The organism is Neisseria sp. P0024.S006 (assembly GCF_051956595.1).
Classification (GTDB): domain Bacteria; phylum Pseudomonadota; class Gammaproteobacteria; order Burkholderiales; family Neisseriaceae; genus Neisseria.
This window is the reverse complement of the sequence record NZ_JBQCXH010000003.1, coordinates 317,445-344,177: the sequence shown is the minus strand read 5'-3', so window position 1 is coordinate 344,177 and position 26,733 is coordinate 317,445. Positions and strand designations below refer to the sequence as shown.

The following is a 26,733-nucleotide window of genomic DNA, read 5'->3' as shown; positions in this document are numbered from 1 at the left end:
CATTAGAAGCTTAGTTGCTCAAGACATCAACGCCTTTAGGGGGCGTGAATTTGAACATACCGCTGGAAAGGTTAGGCTTGGTGTTCAAACCGCTGAAGCTGATGCTGGTTTGGTTGCCGAAGCTGTCTTTCAGCTGCATGGCGGCGAGGTTGTCGCCTTTGAAGCCGATGCGGATGTATTGGTAGCCGGCGTTGTTTTTCTTAGGCGTAGCCAAAACGTAGTCGATGCCGTTGGCAGAGCCGTCTTCTTTCAGCGTGTAGCTGCTGTCCAATGCCGTTTTGTTGGAGAGGATGGCGGCAGGGCTGTCGCCGATGGTTTGGTCTTGTGAGGACTTGGTTACTTGCGCCAAATCTACGTCATAGAGCCAAATGGTTTTGCCGTCACCGACGATGGTTTGCTTGTAGGGTTTGGTGTATTCCCATTTGAACAAGCCCGGGCGCAGGATTTTGAATGTGCCGTATGTGGTTTGGGTTTTCTTTTTGCTGTGAACGGTTTGGCTGAAGTTGCCGCTGATACCGTCGGCGTCATTATTGAATTTTTTCAGGGCGTCCACTGCGCCGGCTTGTGCAAAGCCGATGGCTGAAGAAAGCAGCGCGGCAGCGGTCAGGGTGAACAGTCGGTTGGTTTTCATGTTTTGGTTCCTTGTTCGGAGAGATGGGTTCAGTATAGACGTTATGGTGTAACAGGCAAGGGGCTGAAGAGCGGGTTTAATTTGTGTAAATATGAAAAATCCAAGCAAGTATCTGAAATAATTTCATTTCTTCAGACGGCCTGTATTTGGTTTTGACGTTTTTTTAATGAAACGCATAAGGGCTTGGTGTGGTATTTAATGTCATTTTACGGAAAGCGTGAAATTATAGTCTTTCTGTTTGCTTTTTAAAACGGTTATAATATTTATCTTTTGAAAACAATGGTTTTGTATGTATCTGAATCCTTATCCTTTATTGGAACAGGCTTTGCTGTCGGACAATCCGGATGAAAAAGGAAAATTGACGCAGGCCTTGTTTGCGCAGTTGGGCGAGGTGGAAGGCTTGACGGCTGAAGCGTCGAAACCCGTGGATTGCCGTTTTGCCGGTCATCCGTCCCGTCCGCGTTTGGTTGCCCCTTCGGAAGTCACGCCGCGCAAGATGAATACGGTCGAAGGCTATGCGGCGATGTTGCATGCGATTGCGCATATTGAATTTAACGCGATTAATCTGGCTTTGGATGCGGCGTATCGTTTTCGCAATATGCCGTTTCAGTTTGTACGTGATTGGGTAAGGGTTGCGAAAGAAGAAGTGTTTCACTTCGGCTTGGTGCGTGGCCGTCTGAACAGCTTGGGCTACGATTACGGCGATTTTGAAGCGCACGGGCATTTGTGGGACATGGCGTATAAAACCGCCTACGATCCTTTGTTGCGCATGGCTTTGGTGCCGCGGGTGTTGGAAGCGCGCGGTTTGGATGTTACGCCGGGTATTCGTGCAAAAGTGGCGCAGCGCGGCGATATGGAAACCTGCGATGTGCTGGATATTATTTATCGCGATGAAGTAGGGCATGTCACCATCGGCAATCATTGGTATCAGCATCTTTGCCGTGAGCGCGGTTTGGAACCGGTCGCCCTGTTCCGCAGCCTGATTGCGCGTTACAATATGTTTATCTTCCGCGGCTACGTTAATATCGAAGCGAGGGAACGTGCTGGATTCAGCCGTTTTGAGCTAGATATGTTGGAAGATTTTGAGAAAAGTTTGAAACAGGATAAAAAGGCCGTCTGAAACGGTAAAACCATCATGGCACATCATCACGATCATTCGCACGCGCATACGCATACCGCCAACAAGCAGGTATTGCGCATTTCATTTTTCGTCATTGCCGGATTTATGCTGGTTGAGGCGGTCGGCGGCTGGCTGACCAACTCTTTGGCCCTGCTTTCCGATGCGGGGCATATGTTCAGCGATGCGTTTTCGCTGGGTATGGCATTGTGGGCATTCAAACTTGGCGAGAAACAGACCACGCTGCAAAAGACTTTCGGTTACAAACGTTTTGAAATTTTGACGGCGATGTTTAACGGATTGTCGCTGGTGTTGATTGCGGCGATGATTTTTTATGAGGCAGTCAAACGATTGTTTTATCCGCCGGAAATTTTGACGGGCGGCATGTTGGTGGTCAGTATCATCGGATTGCTGGTCAACATCGGCGTCGCCGTTTATATGTTGAAAAATAGCGATACCGAAGAAAACGTCAATATGCGCGGCGCGTATCTGCACGTAATCAGCGATTTGTTCGGCTCGATAGGGGCGATTGTCGCAGCAGTGTTGATAATGGTGTATGGCTGGCAATGGGCGGATACAGTTGCCAGCGTATTAGTGGCGGCTTTGGTAGGGCGCAGCGGCTGGACGCTGTTTAAACAGACTTTGCACATTTTGATGGAAGGTGCACCGGAAAACATCCATACCGATGAGTTGCTCAGCGTGATCCGCAATACGGAAGGCGTAAAATCCGTTCACGACTTGCATGTTTGGACGATTACCAGCAATATCCACGTTTTATCCTGCCATATTGTTGTCGATGGCGGCATGACGGTGGCAGAGTCCGAACAAATCGCCTACCGCATCGAACATGAATTGGCGCATCACAACATCGGACATTGTACGATTCAGATTGAAAGCGAACGGCATCCGCATAAAGATGAAGTTTTGTGTTCGCAGGAAATGCACGAACACCATCACCATTAACCATATTCAGGCCGTCTGAAACTTGTTGGATTGTTCAGACGGCCTTCTAAAATCATCAAAGGAACACTTATGACCCAAGCCGTATTATTCGACCTTGACGGCACGCTTGCCGATACCGCACTTGATTTGGGTGGTGCGCTCAACACGGTATTGCGCCGACACAGTTTGCCTGAAAAAAGCATGGATGAAATCCGTCCGCAGGCCAGCCACGGTGCGAGCGGTTTGCTCAAACTCGGTGCAGGCATTACGCCCGACCATCCGGACTATATGCAATGGCGCAAAGAGTTTTTGGACGAATACAGCCGCTGCTATGCCGACCAAACCATCTTGTTCGACGGCGTAAATGAAATGCTGGAAGCCTTAGTTCAACGCGGTATCCAATGGGGAATTATCACCAACAAGCCCATGCGTTTTACCGATGTCCTCGTGCCTAAACTCGGGTTTACCGTGCCTCCCGCCGTCATTGTCAGCGGCGATACTTGCGATGAACCCAAGCCCAGCGTGAAGCCCATGTTTTATGCGTGTGAACAGATGGGGGTCGAAGCGCAGCGATGCTTTTATGTCGGCGATGCCGAGCGCGATATGCAGGCAGGCAAAAATGCAGGCATGACGACCGTGCTTGCCGATTGGGGCTATATTTCTGCCGAAGACCAAACCGAAAACTGGCTTGCCGATTTCCGTATTGCCACGCCTTTGGATTTGTTGGCAATCTTGCGTTAAAACCCTGTAATAATCCGTTTTCAGACGGCCCGAAACGGCGTAAAATTACATAAATTTGTATTTTTTCAACCGTTTTACTACTTGTAAAGAGAAAAATCATGTTCTTCAAGCATATCGAAGCAGCTCCTGCTGATCCGATTTTAGGTTTGGGCGAAGCGTTTAAAGCCGAAACCCGTCCCGAAAAAGTCAATCTCGGCATCGGCGTGTACAAAGACGCATCCGGCGCAACGCCTATTGTCAAAGCCGTCAAAGAGGCTGAAAAACGCCTGCTGGAAAGCGAGACAACTAAAAACTACCTCACCATCGACGGCGTTGCCGATTACAACGAGCAAACCCAAATCCTGTTATTTGGCAAAGACCACGAAATCATTGCCAGCCGTCGCGCCAAAACAGCGCAAAGCCTTGGCGGTACAGGCGCATTGCGTATTGCGGCCGAGTTTGCCAAACGTCAGTTGAACGCGCAAACCATCTGGATTTCCAATCCGACTTGGCCAAACCACAACGCCATCGCCAAAGCAGTCGGTATCCAAGACAAACCATATCGTTATTACGATGCCGCCAAACACGGTTTGGATTGGGACGGCATGATTGAAGACTTGAGCCAAGCGCAAAAGGGCGACATCGTCCTGCTGCACGGCTGCTGCCACAACCCTACCGGCATCGACCCTACGCCCGAACAATGGGAAACTTTGGCAAAACTTTCTGCCGAAAAAGGCTGGTTGCCACTGTTTGACTTTGCCTACCAAGGCTTCGGCAACGGTTTGGAAGAAGATGCCTACGGCTTGCGCGTATTCTTGAAATACAATAAAGAATTACTGATTGCCAGCTCTTATTCCAAAAACTTCGGTATGTACAACGAGCGCGTCGGCGCGTTCACTTTGGTGGCTGAAGACGAAGCAACTGCCACCCGCGCCCACAGCCAAGTCAAAACCATCATCCGTACCTTGTATTCCAACCCGGCTTCACACGGTGCGAACACCATTGCGCTGGTGTTGAAAAATGATGATTTGAAAGCACAATGGATTGCCGAACTTGACGAAATGCGCGGCCGCATCAAAGCCATGCGTCAAAAATTTGTCGAGTTGCTCAAAGCAAAAGGCGCAAGCCAAAACTTTGATTTCATTATCGAACAAAACGGCATGTTCTCTTTCAGCGGCTTGACTCCCGAACAAGTCGACCGTTTGAAAAACGAGTTTGCCATTTATGCCGTCCGCTCCGGCCGCATCAACGTTGCCGGCATTACTGATGACAACATCGATTATTTGTGCGAGAGCATTGTGAAAGTGTTGTAATTGTCGAATTAAAGGCAAAGGCCGTCTGAATCATTCAGACGGCCTTTATTTTTGACTGTCGAAACTTATCCGGCAACTGTGTTCATTCCCCAATAAATCACCGCATAGCGCAGAAGTTTGCCTGCAATCAGAATAATGGCGCAATGCAGGGCATTGAGCCTGAGCCAGCCTGCGGCAAGGGGGAGGGCATCACCGATAATGGGCAGCCATGCGAACAATAGCGGCCAAATTCCCCATCTTTGTATACGCGCCAATACTTTTTCAGACGGCCTTTTCTTGGCCGGAAACATCCTGCCCATGTAATACGAAACCATACTGCCCAAGCCATTCGCCAACCCGGCACACAAACATGCTCCGAGGGCATGTTGCGGATATTGGTACACAAATGCGGCGTATGCCGCCTCGGATGTACCCGGAAGTAGTGTGGCAGAAGTAAAGGCAGAGGCAATTAGGGCAAGGTAAGCGTAAAGAAGGGGCATATTTTGAGTTATATCAAGGAGTATTGTAAAAAAGAAATAACAGGTTTAATAAGAGGATTATGCCTTTATTTTTTAATATATTAAAATATAAATCCAATATTATTGAATTTTTTAAAATTAAACGATTGAAGGATAATGTAGTCGGCTGTTAGAAAATAGTTTTCAAGGTGACGGATTATCAGTATGATACGGGCGGCTGTTAATGGGTGTTAAGTTTAATGAACTGATTTAAACTCATTTTTCCAGCAAATCTTAACAAAACGAAAGGCAAATCATGTCTGCGCATTCACAACAAAATCATACTCCTGCGCTGGTTGTCCTAACCACACTCTTTTTCATGATGGGTTTCATTACCTGCATGAACGATATTTTGATTCCGCATTTGAAAGATATTTTCGACCTGACTTATGTTCAGGCAATGCTGATTCAGTTCTGTTTCTTTACCGCTTATGCAATTATGTCGATTCCGATGGGTTATTTGGTCGGCAAAATCGGCTATAAAAACGGCGTGATTAGCGGCTTCGTATTGACCGCCATCGGCTGTCTGCTCTTTTATCCTGCTGCCGGCAGTCATTCTTATGCAACTTTTTTGGGTGCATTGTTTATTTTGGCTTCAGGTGTAACACTGTTGCAAGTAGCGGGTAATCCTTATGTGACCCTGTTGTCCAAACCGGGTAAAGAATCTGCAACACTGACTTTGGTTCAGGCATTTAACTCTTTGGGTACGACCATTGCTCCGCAAATCGGCGCATTCCTGATTTTGGCTGATGCAACACAAACTGTCAGCAAAGCCGAGCAAATTTCTTCCGTTCAAATTCCGTATTTAGGGTTGGCCGGTTTGCTGATTATTTTGGCTGTGTTTGTCAAAATGATTCGTTTGCCTGATGCGCGTAAAATTGCCGAAGAAGAGAGCGAACATAACCATGATGGCAAACACAGTGTTTGGCAATACCGTCATTTGGTTTTTGGTGCGGCCGGTATTTTCTGTTATGTCGGTGCGGAAGTATCCATCGGTTCTTTATTGGTCAGCGTGTTGGGCTATCTGAAAGGTTTGGACCACGCATCTGCCGCAAAATATTTGTCGTTCTACTGGGGCGGCGCGATGGTCGGCCGTTTCTTAGGCTCTGCCATCATGGCGAAAATTGCGCCTAACCGCTATTTGGCATTTAACGCTACTGCTGCTGTTGCCTTGTTGGGCGTTGCTATGTTGGCAGGTAAAGCCGGTGCGGATATTGCGATGTGGGCATTGTTGGCCATCGGCTTTTTCAACTCCATCATGTTCCCAACCATTTTCTCTTTGGCAACCAAAGGTCTGGGCCGATTCACCAGCAGCGCTTCCGGCGTGTTGTGTACTGCGATTGTCGGCGGTGCGGTTGTGCCTGTGGTACAAGGTTGGGCTGCGGATACTTACGGCTTGATGATTTCTTTCGTTGTATCAGCGATTTGTTACGTATACATCGTCTTCTTTGCTATAAAAGGCTACAAAGCTGACGAATAATTCATCATGATAACAGGCCGTCTGAAACCTTATGGGATTTCAGACGGCCTTTTGACTTTGTGGCATAATGATTTAAATGACAGGAGGAAAAAATGGCCAAAATCATTTTGCTGCATGGTCTGCACATGCATTCGTGGGTCATGAGACCGCTGGCGTATTTGCTGGAACAAGAAGGTTTTGAAGTTGCGCTGTTCGATTATTGCAGTGTGTTGCATTCGATGAACCGACATGTTGAGGACTTGGCGCGATGGATTGATGAGAACCATGCTGATGAAACGCTGCACTTTGTCGGCCACAGTTTGGGCGGCTTGGTTTTACGCAATTTTGCGGCAACATATCCGGAAAAAGTCAGCGGCCGTATCGTTACCATGGGTACGCCGCACCAAGGCAGCCGGGCTGCGCAACGTGTGCTCAATTTGGGTTTGCAAAAGCCGGTATTGGGCGGCTCTTACAAAGGGGCATTGGACGGCAGTATGCCTGAATTGCCAGAGGGTGTTGAGTTGGGCAGTATCGCCGGTAACAAACCGTATGGACTGAGCCGTGTTTTAGGTTTGCACGGCGAACATGATGGTACGGTCTTGGTCAGCGAAACGCATTGTCCGAATATGCGCGATCATATCGTTTTACCGGTCAGCCATAGCGGTATGCTGTTCAACCGCAAAACTGCCGGGCAGGTAGTAGCATTTTTGCATGATGGATATTTTAAAAAGCAATAAAACACCATTTATTCTGATTAAAAAATATTTTATTCTAAATAATTCGTTCATTTTAAAGAAAATGGCAAGGGTTTGTGAGCGTTGTTTTCGTAAAATAATCAGCAGGCCGTCTGAAACCGGTTTTTCAGACGGCCTGTTATGCTAAAATCTGTTAAATACTTATTAAAAAGGCAAAGAACAATGTTTGCTTTCAAATCCTTACTCAATATGCCGCGTTTCGAGGCCATTGCGGTGGCCTTGGCTTTGGTGGCGGCAATGGGTTATACGATTATTTCGCTTGAATGGCTGCCGCATATGTCGATTGTGACGGCGATCGTGGTCTTGCTGTTGTACGGTTTGATGCGCGGCTTGAAATATCAAGACATGCAAAACGGTATGATAGGCGCGGTCGGGCAGGGCATGGGTGCGATTTATCTGTTTTTCTTTATCGGCCTGATGGTCAGCGCGCTGATGATGAGCGGTGCGATTCCGACGCTGATGTATTACGGTTTCGGATTGATTTCACCGACTTATTTTTATTTCTCGGCGTTTGCGCTTTGCTCGGTCATCGGTATTTCCATCGGCAGTAGTTTGACGACTTGTGCAACTGTCGGCGTGGCCTTTATGGGTATGGCGGCTGCATTTCATGCCGATATGGCGATGACGGCAGGTGCGATTGTGTCGGGTGCGTTCTTCGGCGATAAAATGTCGCCGCTTTCCGATACGACCGGTATTTCCGCTTCGATTGTCGGCATTGATTTGTTCGAGCACATCAAAAACATGATGTACACCACTGTGCCTGCGTGGTTGATTAGTGCGGCCTTGATGTTGTGGCTTTTACCCAATGTGGCTGCACATGACATGAACAGCGTCGAAGCTTTCCGCGCGCAATTGGAAGCAACCGGTTTGGTGCATGCTTATTCATTGATTCCGTTTGCTTTGCTAGTTGTCCTTGCCCTGATGCGCGTCAATGCCATTGTGGCCATGCTGTTTACTGTTGTGGTGGCATTGATTGTGACTTACTTCCACAGTACGCCTGATTTGAAACAGCTGGGCGCGTGGTTTTACAGCGGATACAAACTCGAAGGCGAAGCATTCAAAGACATTGCCCGCTTGATTTCACGCGGCGGCTTGGAAAGCATGTTCTTTACGCAAACCATCGTGATACTCGGCATGAGCTTGGGCGGCCTGTTGTTCAGTATTGGTGTGATTCCGTCTTTGTTGGAAGCCATTCGTGCGTTCCTGACCAATGCCGGACGCGCTACTTTCAGCGTGGCCATGACATCGGTCGGTGTCAACTTCCTGATTGGCGAGCAATATTTGAGTATTCTGCTTTCCGGTGAAACCTTTAAGCCGGTTTATGACAAACTCGGCCTGCATTCTCGCAACCTTGCCCGTACGCTGGAAGATGCGGGTACGGTCATCAACCCGTTGGTGCCTTGGAGCGTCTGCGGCGTATTCATCAGCCATGCCTTGGGCGTGCCTGTTTGGGAATACCTGCCTTACGCCTTCTTCTGCTACTTGAGCTTGGCTCTGACGCTGGTGTTTGGCTGGACAGGGCTGACCTTGAGTAAAAAATAAACAGTAGGCTGTTTGATCATCAGGCCGTCTGAATGCATTTCAGACGGCCTTGTTTCACTTAAAGTAGCCGTATCAACATGATTTCACTATAATTGCTGCGCCAATAAAAAAATAATCCAAACAATGAACAAACAAATCCGCCAAGAAATTTTCGAGCGTTTCCGCGCTGCCAATCCGCATCCGACTACCGAGTTGAATTTCAGCTCGCCGTTTGAGCTGCTGATTGCTGTTTTATTGTCTGCACAAGCGACTGATGTCGGCGTGAACAAAGCGACTGCCAAACTCTTTCCCGTTGCCAATACGCCGCAAGCCATGTTGGATTTGGGGCTGGACGGCGTGATGGAATACACCAAAACCATAGGCCTCTACAAAACCAAATCCAAACACATCATGCAGACTTGCCGTATTTTGCTGGAAAAATACAATGGCGAAGTGCCTGCCGACCGCGAGGCTTTGGAATCTTTGCCCGGTGTTGGCCGGAAAACCGCCAACGTGGTATTGAACACTGCATTCGGGCAACCTGTTATGGCGGTCGATACCCATATTTTCCGTGTGGCCAACCGCACCAAAATCGCGCCGGGCAAGGATGTGCGTGAAGTTGAAGACAAGCTGATGCGCTTTATTCCCAAAGAATTTTTGATGGATGCCCATCATTGGTTGATTTTGCACGGTCGCTATACATGTAAGGCTTTGAAACCGCAATGCAGCAAATGTTTGATTAATGATTTGTGCGAATATCCGGCAAAAATGTAAATAAAAACAGATAAAAAAAGGCCGTCTGAATTTCAGACGGCCTTTGATTTGGCTGTGATTAGTCGGCAACTGCCATCAGGCTGGCGTTACCACCGGCAGCGGTAGTATTGATACTGCAAGAGATTTCTTCAAATACTTGCAGAATGTCCAGACCTTGTTCGGAAGGCAGGATACGGATGAGCGCACCGTCGCGGCCGGCCAACTCTTGTTTGCGCTCGCTGCTCAAAGGCTCGATAGCGGCAACATGGCTGATGCCTGCGTTTTCAGGTTTGCTGTTGACTTGCAACAAACCGTCCAAATCGGCTGAGTAGGAAGCCAACGGGCTGTTAGGCTCAACAATGGTTTGGATGCCTGCGGCTGCCAGCTCGGTCAGGGCAGAGAAGGCTTGTAGCAGATTGCCGCCATGTACCCAAACGCGTTTCGGAGAACGCCAGCTCAATGAGTTGCGTTCGCCGGTCGGGCCGACCAATACGGTTTCGGCTTTGCGCAGGGTACGGACGCGGGCGTGACCCAAAGCTGCGGCTGCGGCTTTTTTCTCTTCTGCGTTAAACGGCAGTTTGTGAACCAGGGTTTCCAAACGTTTGAGCGCGTCTTCGTCTGCTTGGCCGATGCGGCTGAGGGTTGGGGCAACCCATTCAGGAGTACGGACCAGGCGTTGCAGATAGAATGAACCGCCTGCTTTTGGACCGGTACCGGACAAGCCGTGACCGCCGAAAGGTTGTACGCCGACAACGGCACCGACGATGTTGCGGTTAACGTAGATGTTACCGGCTTCGATGCGGTCGCGGATGTGGTCGACAGTACCTTCGATACGGCTGTGTACACCGCTGGTCAGAGCATAGCCTTTGGCGTTGATTTGGTCGATGAGTTGATCCAATTCGCTGGCGCGGTAGCGGACAACGTGCAGTACAGGACCGAACACTTCGCGTTGCAACTCGTTCAGGTTGTTCAATTCAAACAGGATTGGACGAACGAAGGTAGAGTTGTTGTCATCAACGTCGGCGGCAGTTTTGATTTCGTGGTAAGCCTTTGCTACGCCTTTCATTTTGTTGATGTGGGCCAACAGGTTTTGTTGGGCTTCAGCATCGATGACAGGGCCGATGTCTGTGGTCAGTTGGATCGGTTTGCCGACAACCAGCTCATCCATTGCGCCTTTGATGATGTTGATCATTTTATCGGCAACATCTTCTTGAACGCACAAGATACGCAGGGCGGAACAACGTTGGCCTGCGCTGTCGAAGGCAGAGTTCAATACGTCGAGGCAGACTTGTTCCGGCAGGGCGGTAGAGTCCACGATCATCGCGTTTTGACCGCCGGTCTCGGCAATCAGGACAGGGCTGTCGTCGCGTTTGGACAGTGCTTTGTTGATCAGGCGCGCTACTTCGGTAGAACCGGTGAAGATCACGCCGCCGATGCGGGCATCGCCGGTCAGGGCGGAGCCGACATCGCCTGCGCCGAGTACGAGTTGCAGCGCAGAAGTCGGAATACCGGCTTGATGCATCAGGGAAACGGCGTAAGTGGCAATCAGGCTGGTTTGTTCGGCAGGTTTGGCGATAACGGTGTTACCGGCAGCCAGGGCGGAAACGACTTCGCCGGTAAAGATGGCCAATGGGAAGTTCCATGGGCTGATGGCAACGATTGCGCCGACGGCTTTGGCATCTTTAGGCAGGGTGTTCTCAGCTTCGTTGGCATAGTAGCGGCAGAAGTCAACGGCTTCGCGTACTTCGGCAACGGCGTTGTTCAGGGTTTTACCGGCTTCGCGGACGGCCAGCATCATCAATGCAGGCGTGTGTTGTTCCAACAAATCGGCAAAACGGCGCAGGCAGTCGGCGCGTTCTGAAGCAGGTTTGGCGCTCCACTCTGGCAGGGCGGCAACGGCTGCACCAATAGCTTCTTGAGCCAAGGCTGCATCGGCAAAGCTGACAGTGCCGACAACATCGTTGTGGTCTGCAGGGTTGCGGACGGGTTGCGCTTCGCCCACGTTACGCGCTTCGCCATTGACGATAGACGCGGCGTGGAAGTCTTCGGAAGAAGCTTGGTTGAGTTTTTCTTGCAGGTTTTGCAATACGTTTTCGTTGCTGAAATCGACGCCTTGGGAGTTCAGACGGCCTTTGCCATACAAATCGCGCGGCAGAGGCAAGGCCGGATGCAGGTGGATGCCTTGTTCGGCGATGGTGTCGAACGGGCTCTTAATCAAGCGGTCGATGCTGATGTTTTCGTCAACGATTTGGTTCACGAAAGAAGAGTTCGCACCGTTTTCCAGCAGACGGCGTACCAAGTAGGCAAGCAGGGTTTCGTGTGTGCCGACCGGGGCATACACGCGTACGCGGCGGCCTAAGTTTTGCGGGCCGACCACTTGGTCGTACAGGGTCTCGCCCATGCCGTGCAGACATTGGTGTTCGAAGTCTTTGCCTTTACCCATTTGGTAGATTGCGCCCAAGGTGTAGGCGTTGTGTGTGGCAAATTGTGGGAACACGGCATCTTGCGCATCCAAGAGTTTGCGTGCGCAGGCAAGGTAGGAGATGTCGGTGTGGACTTTACGGGTGTAAGTCGGATAGCCGTCCATGCCGTCTACTTGGGCCCATTTCACTTCGCTGTCCCAGTATGCGCCTTTAACCAAACGGATCATCAGTTTTTGGTTGTTGCGGCGAGCCAGGTCGATCAGGTAGTCGATAACGAACGGGCAACGTTTTTGGTAGGCTTGAACAACGAAACCGATACCTTTGTAGCCGGCCAAGTCAGGGTCGGAAACCAAAGCTTCCATCAAGTCCAAAGACAATTCGAGACGGTTGGCTTCTTCGGCGTCGATGTTGATACCGATATCGTATTTTTTACCCAAAAGGAACAATTCTTTCAGGCGCGGCAACAGTTCGCTCATCACGCGTTCGTGTTGGGCGCGTGAGTAGCGTGGGTGGATGGCGGAAAGTTTGACGGAAATACCGTTGCCTTCGTAAACGCCTTGGCCTGCGGCATCTTTACCGATGGCGTGAATGGCTTGAACGTAGTCGTTGTAGTAGCGGTTGGCATCTTCTTCGGTGTATGCGGCTTCGCCCAACATATCGAAGGAGAAGCGGTAACCCATTTTCTCGCGCTCTTTACCGTTTTGCAGCGCTTCTTCAATGGTTTGACCGGTGACGAACTGTTTGCCCAGCAGGCGCATGGCGTAGTTAACGCCTTGACGGATCAGGGGCGCGCCGCCTTTACTGATCAGACGGCTCAATGCGGAACTCATCTGTTTGTCGTTTGTCGCGGTCAGTTTGCCAGTAATCAGCAGACCCCATGCGGCCGCGTTAACGAAGAGGGAAGGGCTGTTGTTCAAGTGGCTTTTCCAGTTGCCTTCAGAGATTTTGTCGGCAATCAGGCGGTCACGGGTGGCATTGTCCGGAATACGCAGCAGGGCTTCGGCCAGACACATCAGTGCAACACCTTCTTCACTGGAGAGGGAAAACTCATGCATCAAGGCATCTACACCGCTGGCTTTGGTACGGCTGGCACGGACTTGGGTAACCAAACGACGGGCAAGCTCGGAAGCGGCGTTGCGCTCTTCGTCGGTCATCTGTGCACGTTGCAACATATCCTGTACGGCTTCGATTTCATCGCGGCGGTAGGCATCGGTTATCGCTTGGCGCAAAGGAGTTTGTGTTGGAAAAGCAAAGTTAAACATTATTTAAGTTCTCCAGAGGTTTTTTCATGATTTCAGACGGCCTGGATAGGATTGCTAAAACAGGTATTCTGAAGGATAGTAATATCGTAATAAATTTATGATGCGGATACAAGATGCATCCGCATAAATTGCTGTTTTTTCTGATAAGTATCAGATTATTTTGAGACAGTTTATGTCGTAAAAACGGCCTGCACGGAATCATGCAGGCCGTCTGAAAACACCTTATTTAGAGGCGCGGTATTCTGCGTCTGCTTTTTCAAAGCGTTCTTGCAATTCGCGTGAAGGTTTTTTGTCGATCAGGGACACCAAAACAATCACGAGTGTGCAAATGATAAAGCCAGGGACGATTTCATAGACAGTAGCGAAACCTGTTTCTTGTGCGGCCAAAGCAGGTTTTTTGATCCACTCGGCCCAAACCACTACAGTCAGTGCACCTGCAATCATGCCGGAGAGTGCGCCGTAGGCAGTAATGCGTTTCCACAGTACAGACAGGATAACAACCGGACCGAATGCGGCACCAAAACCTGCCCATGCGTAAGCCACCAAGCCCAATACTTTGCTGTTAGGATCAGAAGCAATCAGGATGGAAATCACGGCAATCGCCAAAACCATCAGACGGCCAATCCATACCAACTCGGCTTGTTGTGCTTTTTTACGCAGGAAGCCTTTGTAGAAGTCTTCGGTAATCGCGCTGGAGCAAACCAACAATTGGCAAGACAGAGTAGACATTACGGCGGCGAGAATCGCGCTCAAGATGATACCGGCAATCCAAGGGTTGAAAAGCAGGGTGGCCAAAGCGATGAAGATACGTTCGTGGTTGCCGTTCATTTCATCAACGTGGGCAGGGTTGGCGCCGAAGTAAGCGATACCGAAGTAGCCGACAGCCACGGCACCGGCCATACACAGAATCATCCAAGTCATACCGATGCGGCGTGCAGAAACCAAGGATTTGGCACTTTCGGCAGCCATGAAGCGGGCCAAGATGTGCGGTTGGCCGAAATAGCCCAAGCCCCAAGCCGCGGTGGAGATAATGCCGATGACGGTCGTACCGGCAAACAGGCTGCCGTATTCTTTACCGGTAGAAGCGGCAACTTGTTGCATAGCGGCATTCATTTGATCTGCACCACCCAAGCCCAAGTACACCATTACAGGGGTCAGGATCAATGCAAAAATCATCAAAGAAGCTTGCAGGGTATCGGTCCAGCTTACGGCCAAGAAACCACCCAAGAAGGTATAGGCGATGGTTGCGCCGGCACCCAGCCACATGGCTTGATTGTAAGACATACCGTGGAACAGGCTTTGGAACAGGGTAGCACCGGCCACGATGCCTGAAGCACAGTAAATAGTGAAGAAGAACAAGATAATCAGTGCGGAAACCACTTTCATCAAGTGACCGCCGGCACCGAAGCGGTGGAAGAAGTAGTCAGGCAGCGTCAGTGCGTTGTTGGCGTATTCGGTATGCACGCGCAGACGGCCTGCAACCAAAAGCCAGTTGAAGTATGCGCCTACAATCAGACCAATGGCAATCCAAGCTTCATTCAAACCGCTCAGGTAAATGGCACCGGGCAAACCCATCAAGAGCCAACCTGACATATCGGAAGCACCGGCAGACATCGCGGTCACGAACGGGCCCAAGCTGCGGCCGCCGAGGATGTAGTCGTCGAAGTTGCGGGTTGAAAAATAGGCGGCAAGGCCGATCAGTAGTACGGCGACCAAATAGATCGCGAAAGTGATATACATGGGATTCATGTACTTATTCCTCATCTAACTTTTAAAACGGGTTTGAAATTGCAAGCAATTCATACCCAAACTTTTTTCTAATAAAAATACAGCTTAAAAATCCTGTTTTTTGCGAGAGAGACAGGATAAATTATTTTCAAATACAATAAAATACGAAATCTTAATGCATTAAATTGTAAATAATTTAAATCAGCATACCGCAAAAAGTCGCTTTTGCAAAGCGAAGAACTCAGCCTTTATTCGAAATTGATGCCGCCTTTTGGCTAAGTCATTTAAAAACATAAAAATATATAAATTTTTACCGATGATGACGAAGGAAAGTGTGTGAAACTATCTTTCCTGATGTTTTTTGGGGATTAAAGAGAAAAAGTAATTAAACGACTTGGGCTTTCAGACGGCCCTATGCAGAAACCCCGTATCTGTGTCGGGCAGATACGGGGTTTTTAGAAAAAAAGACTACATCAAATAGAAAAATCGTCTTTTAATAAGTGTTTGTAAGCAAAGAGATAAGAGGCCGCGACAAAGGATGATCCGCCCAGGACGTTGCCTAAGAAAACGGGAATCATGTTGTAGAAAAATTGACCCCAGCTGACGTTTGCGCCCGCCCAAATGCCGGCCGGAATGATGAACATATTGGCAACAAAGTGTTGAAAGCCGATTAATACGAAGATCATAACAGGGAACCACATGGCCAAGATTCGTCCTGAAGTATGGCGTGCGCCGAAGTAAAACCAGATGCCCATACACACCATCCAGTTACATGCGATGGCGGAAACGAATGCGCGGCCGAAGTCCATATTGACTTTGGCTTCGGCAATGGCAATGGTTTTCGCTGTGGCCGGTCCTTCGGCAAGGCCGACGTAGTGGCCGAGGAAATAGGCCATGGCTACGGCGCCTGCCAGATTGCCCAAGCTGACAATCAGCCAGTTGCGCACCAGTTTGTGGGTGCTGACTCGGCCGGTCAATCTGCCCAAAGCCATAATCATCATATTGCCTGTTGCCAACTCGCCGCCGCCGATTAAGATACAAATCAGTGCGATAGGGAACACGGATGCGCCCAACAGGGCGGCCAGACCGTTCCATTCGGCAGGAATGCCGCTGATGACGCGCAGGCAGGCAAGATAGCCGAAGCCGACATAACCGCCGCCCAAGAAACTCAAAATCACCAACATCTTGATGCTGAATTCAGATTTGGCGCAACTCTTGCCGATGGCGTCCTGCAAAATTTCATGAGGGAACAGGTCTCGTGTATCCATGAAGTTTCCTTAAGGTTAATATAAGAATAAAAATATCTTTCTTTATCATGCGGATGGCGAGTTTGCCTGAGAATATGGCGGACAGGAAATAACGGCTGATTGTAAGGATAGAAGCGTAGGTTATATATTGGCAGCCGATGTGTGAAAGGCCGTCTGAAAGCAATACTTTCAGACGGCCTTTAGATGGGGGATGGGAATTATAAGCGCGTTACGCTTAAAACACCTTTGATGTCGCCCAGACTGGCCAATACGCGCGGCAGGTCGTTGACTTGGCGGACTTCAAGGGTAAAGCGCATGCTGGCTTCCAAATCGCGTGATTGGGTTTGCACCGCGGTAACGTTGAGCTTGTGCCGCGCCAGCGCATCAGATACGTCGCGCAGCAATCCGGAGCGGTCTTGGGCGCGGATTTCGACATCGACGGCAAATACTTGTCCTTCCTGCAAGGCTGCCCAGCTTGCATTCAACACTTTTTCCGGAGCCTGCTCGGCAAGGTGGCGGAAAGAAGGGCAGGTGCAGCGGTGGACGGAAATGCCGCGGTCGCGGGTAACAAAGCCCACAATATCGTCGGGCGGCGCGGGTTTGCAGCATTTGGCAAGCGTGGTCATCAGGCCGTCTTCGCCGTCAATCAGAATGCCGTTTTTGCCGCCTTTTTTGATTTTAGACTGTTTGACGATATTGGTCTCGTCAACCGGTACCGGAGCCGGTTCGATCAAAGCGCCGCAGGCCTTACTGATGGCGCGGTTGGAAATTTCGCCCTGACCGATGGCCGTATAGAGTTCGTCGGTTTTTTTGAAGCCGAGTTTTTCCGCCAATGCTTGCAGATTGGGTTTGGGGAAGATTTTTGACAACTGTTTGTCCAGCTGGGCCCGGCCTGTTTCGCGCACGGTATCCGCATTTTGCTGGCGGATGAAGGCACGGATTTTGCTGATGGCGCGGTTGGATTTGACCCAGCCTTCGTAGAGCCAGTTGACGGAAGGATTGCCTTCTTTTGCAGTAATGATTTCAACACGTTGCCCGTTTTCCAAAGGCGTGGACAGCGGCACGATTTGTCCTTCGACTTTTGCCCCGCGGCAACGGTCGCCCACGCTGCTGTGCAGGGCGTAGGCAAAGTCGATGGGGGTGGCGCCCGTAGGCAGGGAGAGGACTTTGCCGTGCGGGGTCAAAACATAAATCGTGTCGTTGAAAAGTTCGGTTTTGAAGGCGGCGGCAAGGTCTTCCTTGCCGCTTTCAGCCATGTTTTCGCGCCAGTCCAAGAGTTGGCGCAACCAGGCGATTTTCTGTTCGTAGGCGGAATCGCCCTTGCCGCCTTCTTTATAACGCCAGTGGGCGGCGACACCGAATTCGTTGAATTGGTGCATGTCGAAGGTGCGGATTTGGACTTCCACGCCTTTGTCTTCCGGGCCGACGATAACGGTGTGCAAACTTTTATAGCCGTTGCCTTTCGGGTTGGCGATGTAGTCGTCGAACTCGCCCGGAATCGGCTGCCAGAGACTGTGGACGATACCCAGCGTGGTGTAACACTCGGGAACGGTGTCGACCAAAATCCGCACGGCGCGGATGTCGAACAAACCGTCGAAAGTGAGCTTTTTCTTCACCATTTTTTTGTAAATGGAGTAGATGTGCTTCGGTCTTCCGGTGACTTCAAAATGAATATTGTATTTTTTCAGTTCCGTACGCAGGATATTGAGGAAGTTTTCGATGTATTCGAGGCGCTCGGTGCGCTTTTCGTCCAAAAGCAGGGCGATTTCGCGGTATTTTTCCGGCTCTTGATGGCGGAAGCCCAAATCTTCGAGCTGCCATTTAAGTTGCCACACGCCCAAGCGGTTGGCGAGCGGGGCAAAAATGTCGAGGGTTTCTTTGGCAACGGCGCGTTTTTCAGGATTGTCGGGAACGTTGCTTAAGAATTGCAGGGTGCGCGTGCGCATCGCCAGTTTGATCAGGACGACGCGGATGTCGGTAACCATCGCCAACAGCATTTTACGCATGGTTTCGGCTTGTTGGGCACGCTCTTCCGGCGTGGCGAGGCTGTCCACGCGTGCGAATTGGGTCAGTTTTTGTACTTCGTCTACGCCTTTGACCAGCTCGCAAACGGTGCTGTTGCAGCGTTCGGCAACCAATTCTTGCCAAGTGGGAACGTATTTGCCGATGTCGGACAAAATCGTAGCGGCCACGGCATCGGGCAAGAGGTCGAGTTCGCTGACGATTTGCATCGAACCGAGGAAATGTTCCATTAAAGGCTCGCCGTAAGTCGTTAGGGCATCGGCGGGATAATGTTCTTTAGCCAGGTCAAAGGCCGTCTGAATCAGGTTTTTATCGGGATCAGGCAGCGCGGCAACATAGCCGTCGAACCATTCGAGGAGGCCTTCCAGCGTTACGCTCGATGTTTGGGGCGTTTGGCGAATAGTGGTCATGGCGTGCGTTTTTTTCTTTTTGATAAAAACGTTGCCATTGTAACAGTTTATTGCCGGCAGCCCTAGATTTGTATGCAAAGGTGGCGCTATGTTTCAGGAAGCCTTGTTTCAGACGGCCTTGGGTGTTATGGTTAACCGTTTTGAAATTTTAAGGAGCATTTCGATGAAACTGTATATTTACGACCATTGCCCGTTTTGCGTCCGTGCGCGGATGATTTTCGGCTTGCGCGATGTGGCGGTGGAAGAGGTTGTTTTGGCGAACGACGACGAAGCTACGCCGATTGGCATGATTGGCTCAAAACAAGTGCCGATTTTGCAAAAAGAAGACGGTTCGTTTATGGGTGAGAGCCTGGATATTGTCCGCTATATCGATCAAGGCCGTCTGAAAGAAACCGTTCGTCCTGAAGTTCAGGCTTGGTTGGACAAAGTGGGCGAATACAATAACAAATTGGTACAGCCGCGCATGGTCAAAATCGGCCTGCCCGAATTTGAGACCGATGAAGCGAAACAATACTATATTGACAAAAAAGAGAAAAATATCGGCAATTTCGAGACTAATCTGAACAAAACGGCACAGTATCTGGAGCGTCTGCATCAAGACTTGGCCGAACTGGAAACGCTGGTATGCGAAGGCGAGGGTTTGGGCGGTGAAATCAGTTTGGAAGATATCCTGACTTTCCCTATTTTGCGCAACCTGACCGTTGTGCGCGGTATTCAATGGCCGCAAAAATTGATGGATTATTTGCTGGCGATGAGCGAGCGATCCGGCGTGGCTCTGTATTTTGACCGCGCATTGTGATGAATGTTTGAAACATAAAAAAGGCCGTCTGAAAATGTTCAGACGGCCTTTTTGTTTAATAGGCAATCGTATCGGCAACTTGTGACAAACCGTTTTCCAATGATTCAAGCATGGCGGTATAGCCGTCGCCTTGTTGCGGCGTGATGGCGTTAAACGGTTTGCTGCGTCCGTCCGGCCATTGTGCATAACCGCTGATGGTGGTCTGCCCCTGATAGCTGCCTTGGAAGGCTTCGATATAGACTTTCAGGGTTTGGCTGCTTTGGCTGCGTGAAGCAGGGACGAAAGTATGGCGCGGATTGAGGCGGTTGAGCTTGTTGCTGAGGTTGGCCGCCAACGCGCCATCGAGCGGTGCTGCCCAAAGGTGGTTTTTCGCCAGATTCACATGATAGGCGTCGGTTTGGTAAACGAGGCCGCCGTTGGCAAGCGGTTCGGCAAGGTTGACTTTGACCGCGATTTCGTTGCCTTGTGCAGCCGGACGGATGTATTGGCTGTCGGGCAGGATGAAATATTGTGTGCTTTGCGCGGTGCCGCAGGCGGCAAGCGTCAGGGCGGCGGCAATCGGGAAGAGGCGCATTATCGGCTTCCTTTCGGGATAGGGTCTTTGCTGCTGCTGTTGAAAATCAGCGCATTGGGTTTTTCTTTCAAAGTATTAATCACGGGTTGAACGTCTTTTAAGGTTTTGTCCAAACTTTGCAGCGTATTTTGTACGTCGCCATAGATAGGCGATTGCGGCGATACGCCTTGCAGGGTTTGACGCAACTCTTTCAGGGTTTGGTTCAGCTCGTTCGGGATGTTTTGCGTTTGCGGTTTGCCGACCAGTTTGTCGATGGAGCTTAGGGCAGCATTGGCAGATTTGAGTGTGGACTTGAGTTCGGCAAGCGAGCCGTTCAAGCCGGCAACGGTTTTATCCAATGGCAGATTGTTGAACTTGTCTAACAAGTCGGCCACTTTTGCCTGCAAATCGTCCAAACCGCCGCCTTGGGTTGCGATAACGGTATCGCCGGCATAAACAGTGTGCGGTCTCAGCTTGGGCGAGGCGGAAGGCTGATCGTTCAACTCAATCATTTTGCTGCCGGTCAGCAGGTTGTTGCTGGAGATGGTGGCAGTCAGGCCTTTGTTTAAGGCCGTCTGAAATTGTTGTTTCCAATGCTCTTTGCTTTGCTCATCAGCATTGATTTCCAAACGGGAAGGCTCGATGCGGATGCGCACGGGAATCCAGCCGTTTTCAAACAAATGCAGGCTGTCGTTGCGGTCGAAATAAGGAACATCGGAAACCACGCCGACATTCAGGCCTTTGTATTCGACGGGAGAACCGGCAGTCAGGCCGCGTACGGATTGTTTGAAGAATGCGGTGTAATACAGTGAGCGGTCATCAGGCAGATTGGCCACTTCGCTGCGGCTGTCATAAAGCGTGAAGCTGTCTTCGCTTTTGACGTTTTTACTGTTTTTGGTTTTCGGCGAATCAAACGAAATCGCGCCCGACAGCAGGGCAGGCAGAGGGGCGGAGTTGAGTTTGACGCCGCTGCCTGTGGTTTCGATATTGATGCCGTTCTCCAACCAGAAACGGCTTTCCGAATTAATCAGTTTGTCGTTGGGGCTTTGGATGAAAATGGTGTAATGCACGCTTTGGTCGGACGGGTCAAAATGCGCGCTTTCTACTTGGCCGACCATAAAGTTTTCATACAGAATCGGGCTGCTGGCATTGAGGATGCGGTCGTTTTTGCCGATCAAATTCAGGCGCAGGCCGCTTTGACCGATGGCGGCAATCGGTGGAATGTCCTGCACGACAAATACGTCTTGGGTTTCGCTGCTTTTGCCCGGCGTAAATGCGATATAGGAGCCGGAAAGCAAAGTGCCCAAGCCGGTAACGCCGCTTTGGTCGATACGCGGTTTGACCACCCAAAATTGGGTATCGCTGCGGATAAGGTCTTTGGCATCGGCGCTGAGTTGGGCGGTAACTTCCACGCCTTTTTGGTCGTCGCGCAATTTGATGCGGGTAACGTGTCCGACATCGACGTTCAACACTTTAATAATGGTGTTGTTGACTTCGATGCCTTCGGCGCTGTCCATCAACAGCGTAACGACAGGGCCTCGGTTGCGGATGTCTTTAACCAAAAGCCAGCCGCCGGCAATCAGCGCAATCAGCGGAATCAGCCACACGACAGACGTGAAGACATTGGTTTTCTTGACACGCGCCGGGGCGTGATAATTGGGTGAAGAATCGTGTTTTTTCATTGTTTTAAGGTCTGGTCAGAATCAAGGCCGTCTGAAAGCTGCTGTTGCTTGTCCCAAATCAGACGGGGATCGAAATAATAGGCTGAAAGCATGGTCAAAATAACGACCAGGCAGAAGTAAATCGCCGCATCACCCGGCACAACGCGCGCCATATTGGTGTGGAACGAACTCATCAAAATAATAATCACAAAAATATCGATCATCGACCAGCGGCCGATGGATTCGGTAATTCGATACAAAACCGACATTTTGTCCGCGCTCATCACGGGTTTGAAGTATGCGGAATAAATCAAAACCGCCATTGCGATAATCTTCAATACCGGCACCATAATACTGGCGCTGAAAATAATCACTGCAATCAACCGGTCGCCGTCGTCCCACATATAAACAATGCCGTTGAAAATCGTATTGATCTCCAAAGCCGTCGGGTTGGACGAAATCATAATCGGCAGGATGTTGGCAGGGAAATACAGGATAAACGCCGCCACTAAAAACGCCAGCGAAATGCTCAGGCTTTTCGGGCGGCGGCGGTATAAGTCCGCACCGCATACGCCGCAAGGCTGCTCGTCTTTATTGCGGAAATACAGGCAACGGCTGCAACAGATTTTGTCCTCAGAGGCCGTCTGAACCGCATGGCCGCCGGTTAAGCGGTGAATCTTATAATAAACCCAATGCTGCGGAATCGATACCGAAGTCCGAATCAGCATGACCGACAGCGGAAACATCAGATAAAACGCCGAGCCGAACTCTACCGTAGCAACGGACGAGAGCTTGATATACGCCACCAAAGTGGAAATGAAAAACACATCCACCATAATCCAATGACGCAGCCGCACCAATACACGCGTCGCAAAGCGCAGCGCAGGGTAGGCCTTTTCGCGTATCAAAGCCGTATAAACATACAGGCAGAGCAGTAAAAACAGTAAAGGTGCTCCGAAGGTAAGGATAAACATCACTTCTGCCAGAAAACCGTAATCCAGCGAAATCAAAAGCTGCATCATTTGCGGCAACGACAAAATCGATGTTACGCCGAACAAATCGACGCGGATATACACCATATTGTACGCGAACGCCATCAGAATCAAGGTTGTCAGCGCATAGGCAATCGGCGCGATATACGGATTGTTTTCCACCTCCACGATTTCATGGTTGCATACCGGACAATGCGCTTCCTGCCCCTGACGCAGGCGCGGAATATCCATACGGCAGCCGCAATCCGGGCATTCCACCGTATGTGCAGGCAGCGTCGCATCAGGAAGATAAGACTTGTAGCGCCACCAGCGATGGTAGGCAGGAATCCGTTTCATGGTTCGGCAGGGGGTAAAGAAGGTGCAAAGAGTGTCGCATTATAAAGGAAAACAGCAGGATAGCCCAAATTTAGCAGATATTTAGTTGAATGGCGGCTGCTTCATAAGAAGGCCGTCTGAAAAGGCAGCAAAGGTTTTAGAAGATGCTGGCTATGGGCCGTTAGATTTTATTAATAAGACCCAATTGAGTTTATTGCCATTGAAATAAAAATGATATATATTCTAATTATAAAAAAGATGAGACTTATTGAATTGCAAAAGGCACGCCAACACTGAGCCGGAAGCATTTAAAAAGTTACATTCTTTATTTTTAAAACGATTTTTTCAAAGAAGACGGCATTTCAACACAATAGAGGCCGTCTGAAGCCGTTTGTCCCCTATTCAAAGGAAACATCATGAGTGAAACACAAGAGCTGACTTTCGCCAAACGCTTGAAAGAGCAAACCACAGTTACGCACGACAGCGTTGATAACTTGGTTATGTTTGTTCAGCCTTTCGTCAGCAAAGAAAACTACATCAAATTTTTGAAACTCCAATCAGTTTTCCACAAAGCTGTCGACCACATCTATAAAGATGCCGAATTAAACAAAGCCATTCCCGAACTTGAATACATGGCGCGTTACGATGCTGTGACTCAAGACTTGAAAGACTTGGGCGAAGAGCCTTACAAATTCGACAAAGAATTGCCGCATGAAACAGGCAATAAAGCCATCGGCTGGCTCTATTGCGCCGAAGGTTCAAATTTGGGTGCCGCTTTCTTGTTCAAACACGCTCAAAAACTCGAATACAACGGCGAACACGGCGCACGCCACCTGGCCCCGCATCCCAACGGCCGCGGCAAACACTGGCGCGCCTTCGTCGAGCACCTGAATGCCCTGAACTTAACTCCGGAAGCAGAAGCAGAAGCCATTCAAGGCGCGCAGGAAGCATTTGCCTTCTATAAAGTGATTCTGCGTGAAACCTTCGGTTTGCCGGAAGGCACAGAAGCCCCCGAGGGCATGATGCCGCACAGACATTAAAAATAATGAAACAAACAAGGTCTCGGCATGGATGTTTGCAGAGACCTTTAATTACACGACACAGATTTATTTGTACGGGTTGCTGTCTTATTAAATATTAATGATTATCAGAAAATTTATTATGCATTAACTGATGGATGAACAATCCATTACACCTTGAGTTGATAATATGAAACCATTACACATGCTTCCTATTGCCGCGCTGGTCGGCAGTATTTTCGGCAATCCAGTTTTGGCAGCGGATGAAGCTGCAACCGAAACCACACCCGTTAAAGCAGAGATAAAAGAAGTCCGCGTTAAAGGTCAACGTAATGCGCCTGCAGCCGTGGAACGTGTCAACCTTGGCCGTATCCAACAAGAAATGGTACGTGACAACAAAGACTTGGTACGTTATTCCACCGACGTTGGCTTGAGCGACAGTGGCCGCCATCAAAAAGGCTTTGCCGTACGCGGCGTGGAAGGCAACCGTGTCGGCGTCAGCATTGACGGCGTAAACCTGCCTGATTCCGAAGAAAACTCGCTGTATGCCCGTTATGGCAACTTCAACAGCTCGCGTCTGTCTATCGACCCCGAACTCGTGCGCAACATCGAAATCGTGAAGGGTGCAGACTCTTTCAATACCGGTAGTGGTGCATTGGGTGGCGGCGTGAATTACCAAACACTGCAAGGTCATGATTTGCTGTTGCCTGAGCGTCAGTTTGGCGTGATGATGAAAAACGGTTACAGCAGCCGCAACCGTGAATGGACAAATACACTCGGTTTCGGCGTGAGCAACGACCGCGTGGATGCCGCTTTGCTGTATTCGCAACGTCGCGGTCATGAGACTGAAAGCGCGGGTGAGCGTGGTTATCCGGTAGAGGGTGCCGGCAGCGGAGCGAATATCCGTGGTTCTGCGCGCGGTATTCCTGATCCGTCCAAACATAAATACCACAGCTTCTTGGGTAAGATTGCTTACCAAATCAACGATAACCACCGTATCGGCGCATCGCTCAACGGTCAGCAGGGCCACAATTACACGACTGAAGAGTCTTACAACCTGATTGCTTCCGCATGGCGTGAAGCTGACGATGTCAACAGACGCCGCAATGCCAACGTCTTCTACGAATGGACACCGGAATCCAACTGGTTGTCTATGGTGAAAGCGGATTTTGATTATCAGAAAACCAAAGTATCTGCGGTCAACTACAAAGGTCTGTACCCAACCAATTATTCTACTTGGACAACCGACTACGATAGAAAAGAGATCGGCGAAATCTATAACCGCAGCATGGATACTACGTTCAAACGCATTACCCTGCGTATGGACAGCCAGCCGTTCCAATTCGGCGGTCAACATCGTTTGTCCCTCAAAACGTTTGCCAGCCAACGTGATTTTGAAAACTTAAACCGCGACGATTACTACTTCAGTGGTCAGATATCCCGTACCACCAGCTCGATTCAACACCCTGTGAAAACCACCAACTATGGTTTCTCGCTGTCTGACCAAATCCAATGGAACAACGTGTTCAGCAGCCGCGCAGGTATCCGTTACGACTACACCAAAATGACGCCGCAGCAACTGAATGCTGAGTGTCATGCTTGTGACAAAACACCACCTGCAGCCAACACTTATAAAGGCTGGAGCGGTTTTGTCGGCTTGGCTGCACAGCTGAGTCAGACATGGCGTTTGGGTTACGATGTAACTTCCGGTTTCCGCGTGCCGAATGCGTCTGAAGTGTATTTCACTTACAACCACGGCTCAGGTACCTGGTTGCCTAATCCGAACCTGAAAGCCGAGCGCAGCACCACCCATACCCTTTCTCTGCAAGGCCGCAGCGAAAAAGGTACTTTGGATGCCAACCTGTATCAAAGCAATTACCGCAACTTCTTGTCTGAAGAGCAGAAGCTGACCACCAGTGGCGATGTCGGCTGTACTCAGATGAATTACTACTATGGTATTTGTAGCAATCCTTATTCCGAAAAACTGGAATGGCAGATGCAAAACATCGACAAGGCTCGAATCCGTGGTCTTGAGCTGACAGGCCGTCTGAATTTAGGTCAAGTGGTTTCTTTTGTACCTGAAGGCTGGAAATTGTTTGGTTCTGTCGGTTACGCGAAGAGCAAACTGTCAGGCAACAACAGCCTGCTGTCCACTCAGCCTCTGAAAGTGATTGCCGGTGTCGATTACGAAAGCCCGAGCGAAAAATGGGGTGTGTTCTCCCGCCTGACTTATTTGGGTGCGAAAAAAGCTAAAGACGCTCAATATACCGTGTTTGAAAACACTGGTTGGGGTACGCCTTTGCAAGAAAAAGTAGTAGATTACCCATGGCTGAACAAATCGGCTTATGTGTTTGATATGTACGGCTTCTACAAACCGGCTAAAAACCTGACTTTGCGTGCCGGCGTGTACAATGTGTTCAACCGCAAATACACCACTTGGGATTCTCTGCGCGGTCTGTACAGCTACAGCACCACCAACGGCGTTGACCGCGATGGCAAAGGCTTAGACCGCTACCGCGCACCCGGCCGCAACTACGCCGTATCGCTGGAATGGAAATTCTAAGCAGTTAACAGATGGCTAAAGGCCGTCTGAA

At 49.9% G+C, this 26,733-nt stretch carries 20 protein-coding genes; 11 read left to right on the top strand and 9 right to left on the bottom strand.

The genetic code is table 11. From position 1 onward, the window contains the following. Positions 1–10 precede the first annotated feature (10 nt). Positions 11–631, bottom strand: coding sequence for an outer membrane lipoprotein chaperone LolA (lolA, locus tag ACTHUF_RS07685; RefSeq protein WP_049323136.1), 621 nt, complete (start codon positions 629–631; stop codon positions 11–13). Between the two features lie 289 nt (positions 632–920). On the opposite strand from lolA, the gene ACTHUF_RS07680 reads away from it, so the two are divergent. The 4 genes from ACTHUF_RS07680 (at position 921) to ACTHUF_RS07665 (ending at position 4,723) form a co-directional block, all read left to right on the top strand. Beyond that, positions 921–1,751 carry a ferritin-like domain-containing protein gene (locus ACTHUF_RS07680; protein ID WP_440407439.1) on the top strand — a complete coding sequence of 277 codons (831 nt, stop codon included), beginning with the start codon at positions 921–923 and terminating at the stop codon, positions 1,749–1,751. A 15-nt stretch (positions 1,752–1,766) separates the two neighbouring features. Further along, positions 1,767–2,711, top strand: a complete 945-nt coding sequence (locus tag ACTHUF_RS07675) for a cation diffusion facilitator family transporter (protein WP_315094503.1) — start codon at positions 1,767–1,769, stop codon at positions 2,709–2,711. Between the two features lie 69 nt (positions 2,712–2,780). Next, positions 2,781–3,431 carry an HAD family hydrolase gene (locus ACTHUF_RS07670; protein WP_049348806.1) on the top strand — a complete coding sequence of 217 codons (651 nt, stop codon included), beginning with the start codon at positions 2,781–2,783 and terminating at the stop codon, positions 3,429–3,431. A gap of 98 nt (positions 3,432–3,529) precedes the next feature. Next, entirely contained in the window at positions 3,530–4,723 is a 1,194-nt protein-coding gene (locus tag ACTHUF_RS07665) for an amino acid aminotransferase (RefSeq protein WP_315094506.1), read from the top strand. Positions 4,724–4,788: 65 nt separating this feature from the next. Here the strand turns inward: ACTHUF_RS07665 and ACTHUF_RS07660 are convergent, their stop codons facing one another. After that, complete coding sequence (locus ACTHUF_RS07660) at positions 4,789–5,202, bottom strand: DedA family protein (RefSeq protein ID WP_315094508.1); 414 nt, start codon at positions 5,200–5,202, stop codon at positions 4,789–4,791. A 274-nt stretch (positions 5,203–5,476) separates the two neighbouring features. Between ACTHUF_RS07660 and ACTHUF_RS07655 the strand changes: the two genes are divergently transcribed. The 4 genes from ACTHUF_RS07655 (at position 5,477) to nth (ending at position 9,729) form a co-directional block, all read left to right on the top strand. Next, positions 5,477–6,700 carry a sugar MFS transporter gene (locus tag ACTHUF_RS07655; protein ID WP_315094510.1) on the top strand — a complete coding sequence of 408 codons (1,224 nt, stop codon included), beginning with the start codon at positions 5,477–5,479 and terminating at the stop codon, positions 6,698–6,700. Positions 6,701–6,792: 92 nt separating this feature from the next. Further along, on the top strand, positions 6,793–7,416 hold the full coding sequence (locus ACTHUF_RS07650; protein WP_440407438.1) for an alpha/beta fold hydrolase: 624 nt from the start codon (positions 6,793–6,795) through the stop codon (positions 7,414–7,416). 180 nt (positions 7,417–7,596) lie between these two features. Continuing rightward, on the top strand, positions 7,597–8,976 hold the full coding sequence (gene nhaC, locus ACTHUF_RS07645) for a Na+/H+ antiporter NhaC (protein ID WP_049348810.1): 1,380 nt from the start codon (positions 7,597–7,599) through the stop codon (positions 8,974–8,976). A gap of 123 nt (positions 8,977–9,099) precedes the next feature. Beyond that, complete coding sequence (gene nth / locus ACTHUF_RS07640; RefSeq protein WP_049323145.1) at positions 9,100–9,729, top strand: endonuclease III; 630 nt, start codon at positions 9,100–9,102, stop codon at positions 9,727–9,729. Between the two features lie 58 nt (positions 9,730–9,787). On the opposite strand, the gene putA is transcribed toward nth, so the two are convergent. The 4 genes from putA to ACTHUF_RS07620 all read right to left on the bottom strand — a co-directional run bounded on the left by putA (position 9,788) and on the right by ACTHUF_RS07620 (position 18,800). Continuing rightward, positions 9,788–13,393 carry a bifunctional proline dehydrogenase/L-glutamate gamma-semialdehyde dehydrogenase PutA gene (gene putA, locus ACTHUF_RS07635; protein WP_440407437.1) on the bottom strand — a complete coding sequence of 1,202 codons (3,606 nt, stop codon included), beginning with the start codon at positions 13,391–13,393 and terminating at the stop codon, positions 9,788–9,790. 222 nt (positions 13,394–13,615) lie between these two features. Next, on the bottom strand, positions 13,616–15,142 hold the full coding sequence (gene putP, locus ACTHUF_RS07630; protein WP_049348811.1) for a sodium/proline symporter PutP: 1,527 nt from the start codon (positions 15,140–15,142) through the stop codon (positions 13,616–13,618). Between the two features lie 452 nt (positions 15,143–15,594). Further along, positions 15,595–16,389 carry a formate/nitrite transporter family protein gene (locus tag ACTHUF_RS07625; protein WP_036493807.1) on the bottom strand — a complete coding sequence of 265 codons (795 nt, stop codon included), beginning with the start codon at positions 16,387–16,389 and terminating at the stop codon, positions 15,595–15,597. Between the two features lie 197 nt (positions 16,390–16,586). Continuing rightward, complete coding sequence (locus ACTHUF_RS07620; protein ID WP_440407436.1) at positions 16,587–18,800, bottom strand: RelA/SpoT family protein; 2,214 nt, start codon at positions 18,798–18,800, stop codon at positions 16,587–16,589. Positions 18,801–18,888: 88 nt separating this feature from the next. Here ACTHUF_RS07620 and grxB point away from each other — a divergent pair, with 88 nt between their 5' ends. Then, positions 18,889–19,599 (top strand): glutaredoxin 2, encoded by a 711-nt coding sequence (gene grxB / locus ACTHUF_RS07615; protein ID WP_315094518.1) that lies wholly within the window; start codon positions 18,889–18,891, stop codon positions 19,597–19,599. 55 nt (positions 19,600–19,654) lie between these two features. On the opposite strand, the gene ACTHUF_RS07610 is transcribed toward grxB, so the two are convergent. The 3 genes from ACTHUF_RS07610 to ACTHUF_RS07600 are packed head-to-tail and all read right to left on the bottom strand — an operon-like array spanning position 19,655 to position 23,141. Beyond that, positions 19,655–20,173, bottom strand: a complete 519-nt coding sequence (locus ACTHUF_RS07610) for a PqiC family protein (RefSeq protein WP_315094521.1) — start codon at positions 20,171–20,173, stop codon at positions 19,655–19,657. Then, the gene (gene pqiB, locus ACTHUF_RS07605) at positions 20,173–21,834 is read right to left on the bottom strand and encodes an intermembrane transport protein PqiB (protein WP_440407435.1); all 1,662 of its coding nucleotides are present in this window, start codon (positions 21,832–21,834) and stop codon (positions 20,173–20,175) included. Before pqiB ends, ACTHUF_RS07610 begins: the two co-directional genes overlap by 1 nt. Then, positions 21,831–23,141: a paraquat-inducible protein A gene (locus ACTHUF_RS07600; protein ID WP_083297176.1), complete on the bottom strand. Its 1,311-nt coding sequence runs from the start codon at positions 23,139–23,141 to the stop codon at positions 21,831–21,833. The genes pqiB and ACTHUF_RS07600 overlap by 4 nt, the downstream gene beginning before the upstream one ends. Positions 23,142–23,536: 395 nt before the next feature. On the opposite strand from ACTHUF_RS07600, the gene ACTHUF_RS07595 reads away from it, so the two are divergent. Together ACTHUF_RS07595 and ACTHUF_RS07590 are read left to right on the top strand one after the other, a co-directional pair. Beyond that, complete coding sequence (locus ACTHUF_RS07595; protein ID WP_036493824.1) at positions 23,537–24,160, top strand: biliverdin-producing heme oxygenase; 624 nt, start codon at positions 23,537–23,539, stop codon at positions 24,158–24,160. Positions 24,161–24,329: 169 nt separating this feature from the next. Continuing rightward, the gene (locus ACTHUF_RS07590) at positions 24,330–26,702 is read left to right on the top strand and encodes a TonB-dependent hemoglobin/transferrin/lactoferrin family receptor (RefSeq protein ID WP_440407434.1); all 2,373 of its coding nucleotides are present in this window, start codon (positions 24,330–24,332) and stop codon (positions 26,700–26,702) included. The last annotated feature ends 31 nt before the right edge of the window (positions 26,703–26,733 follow it).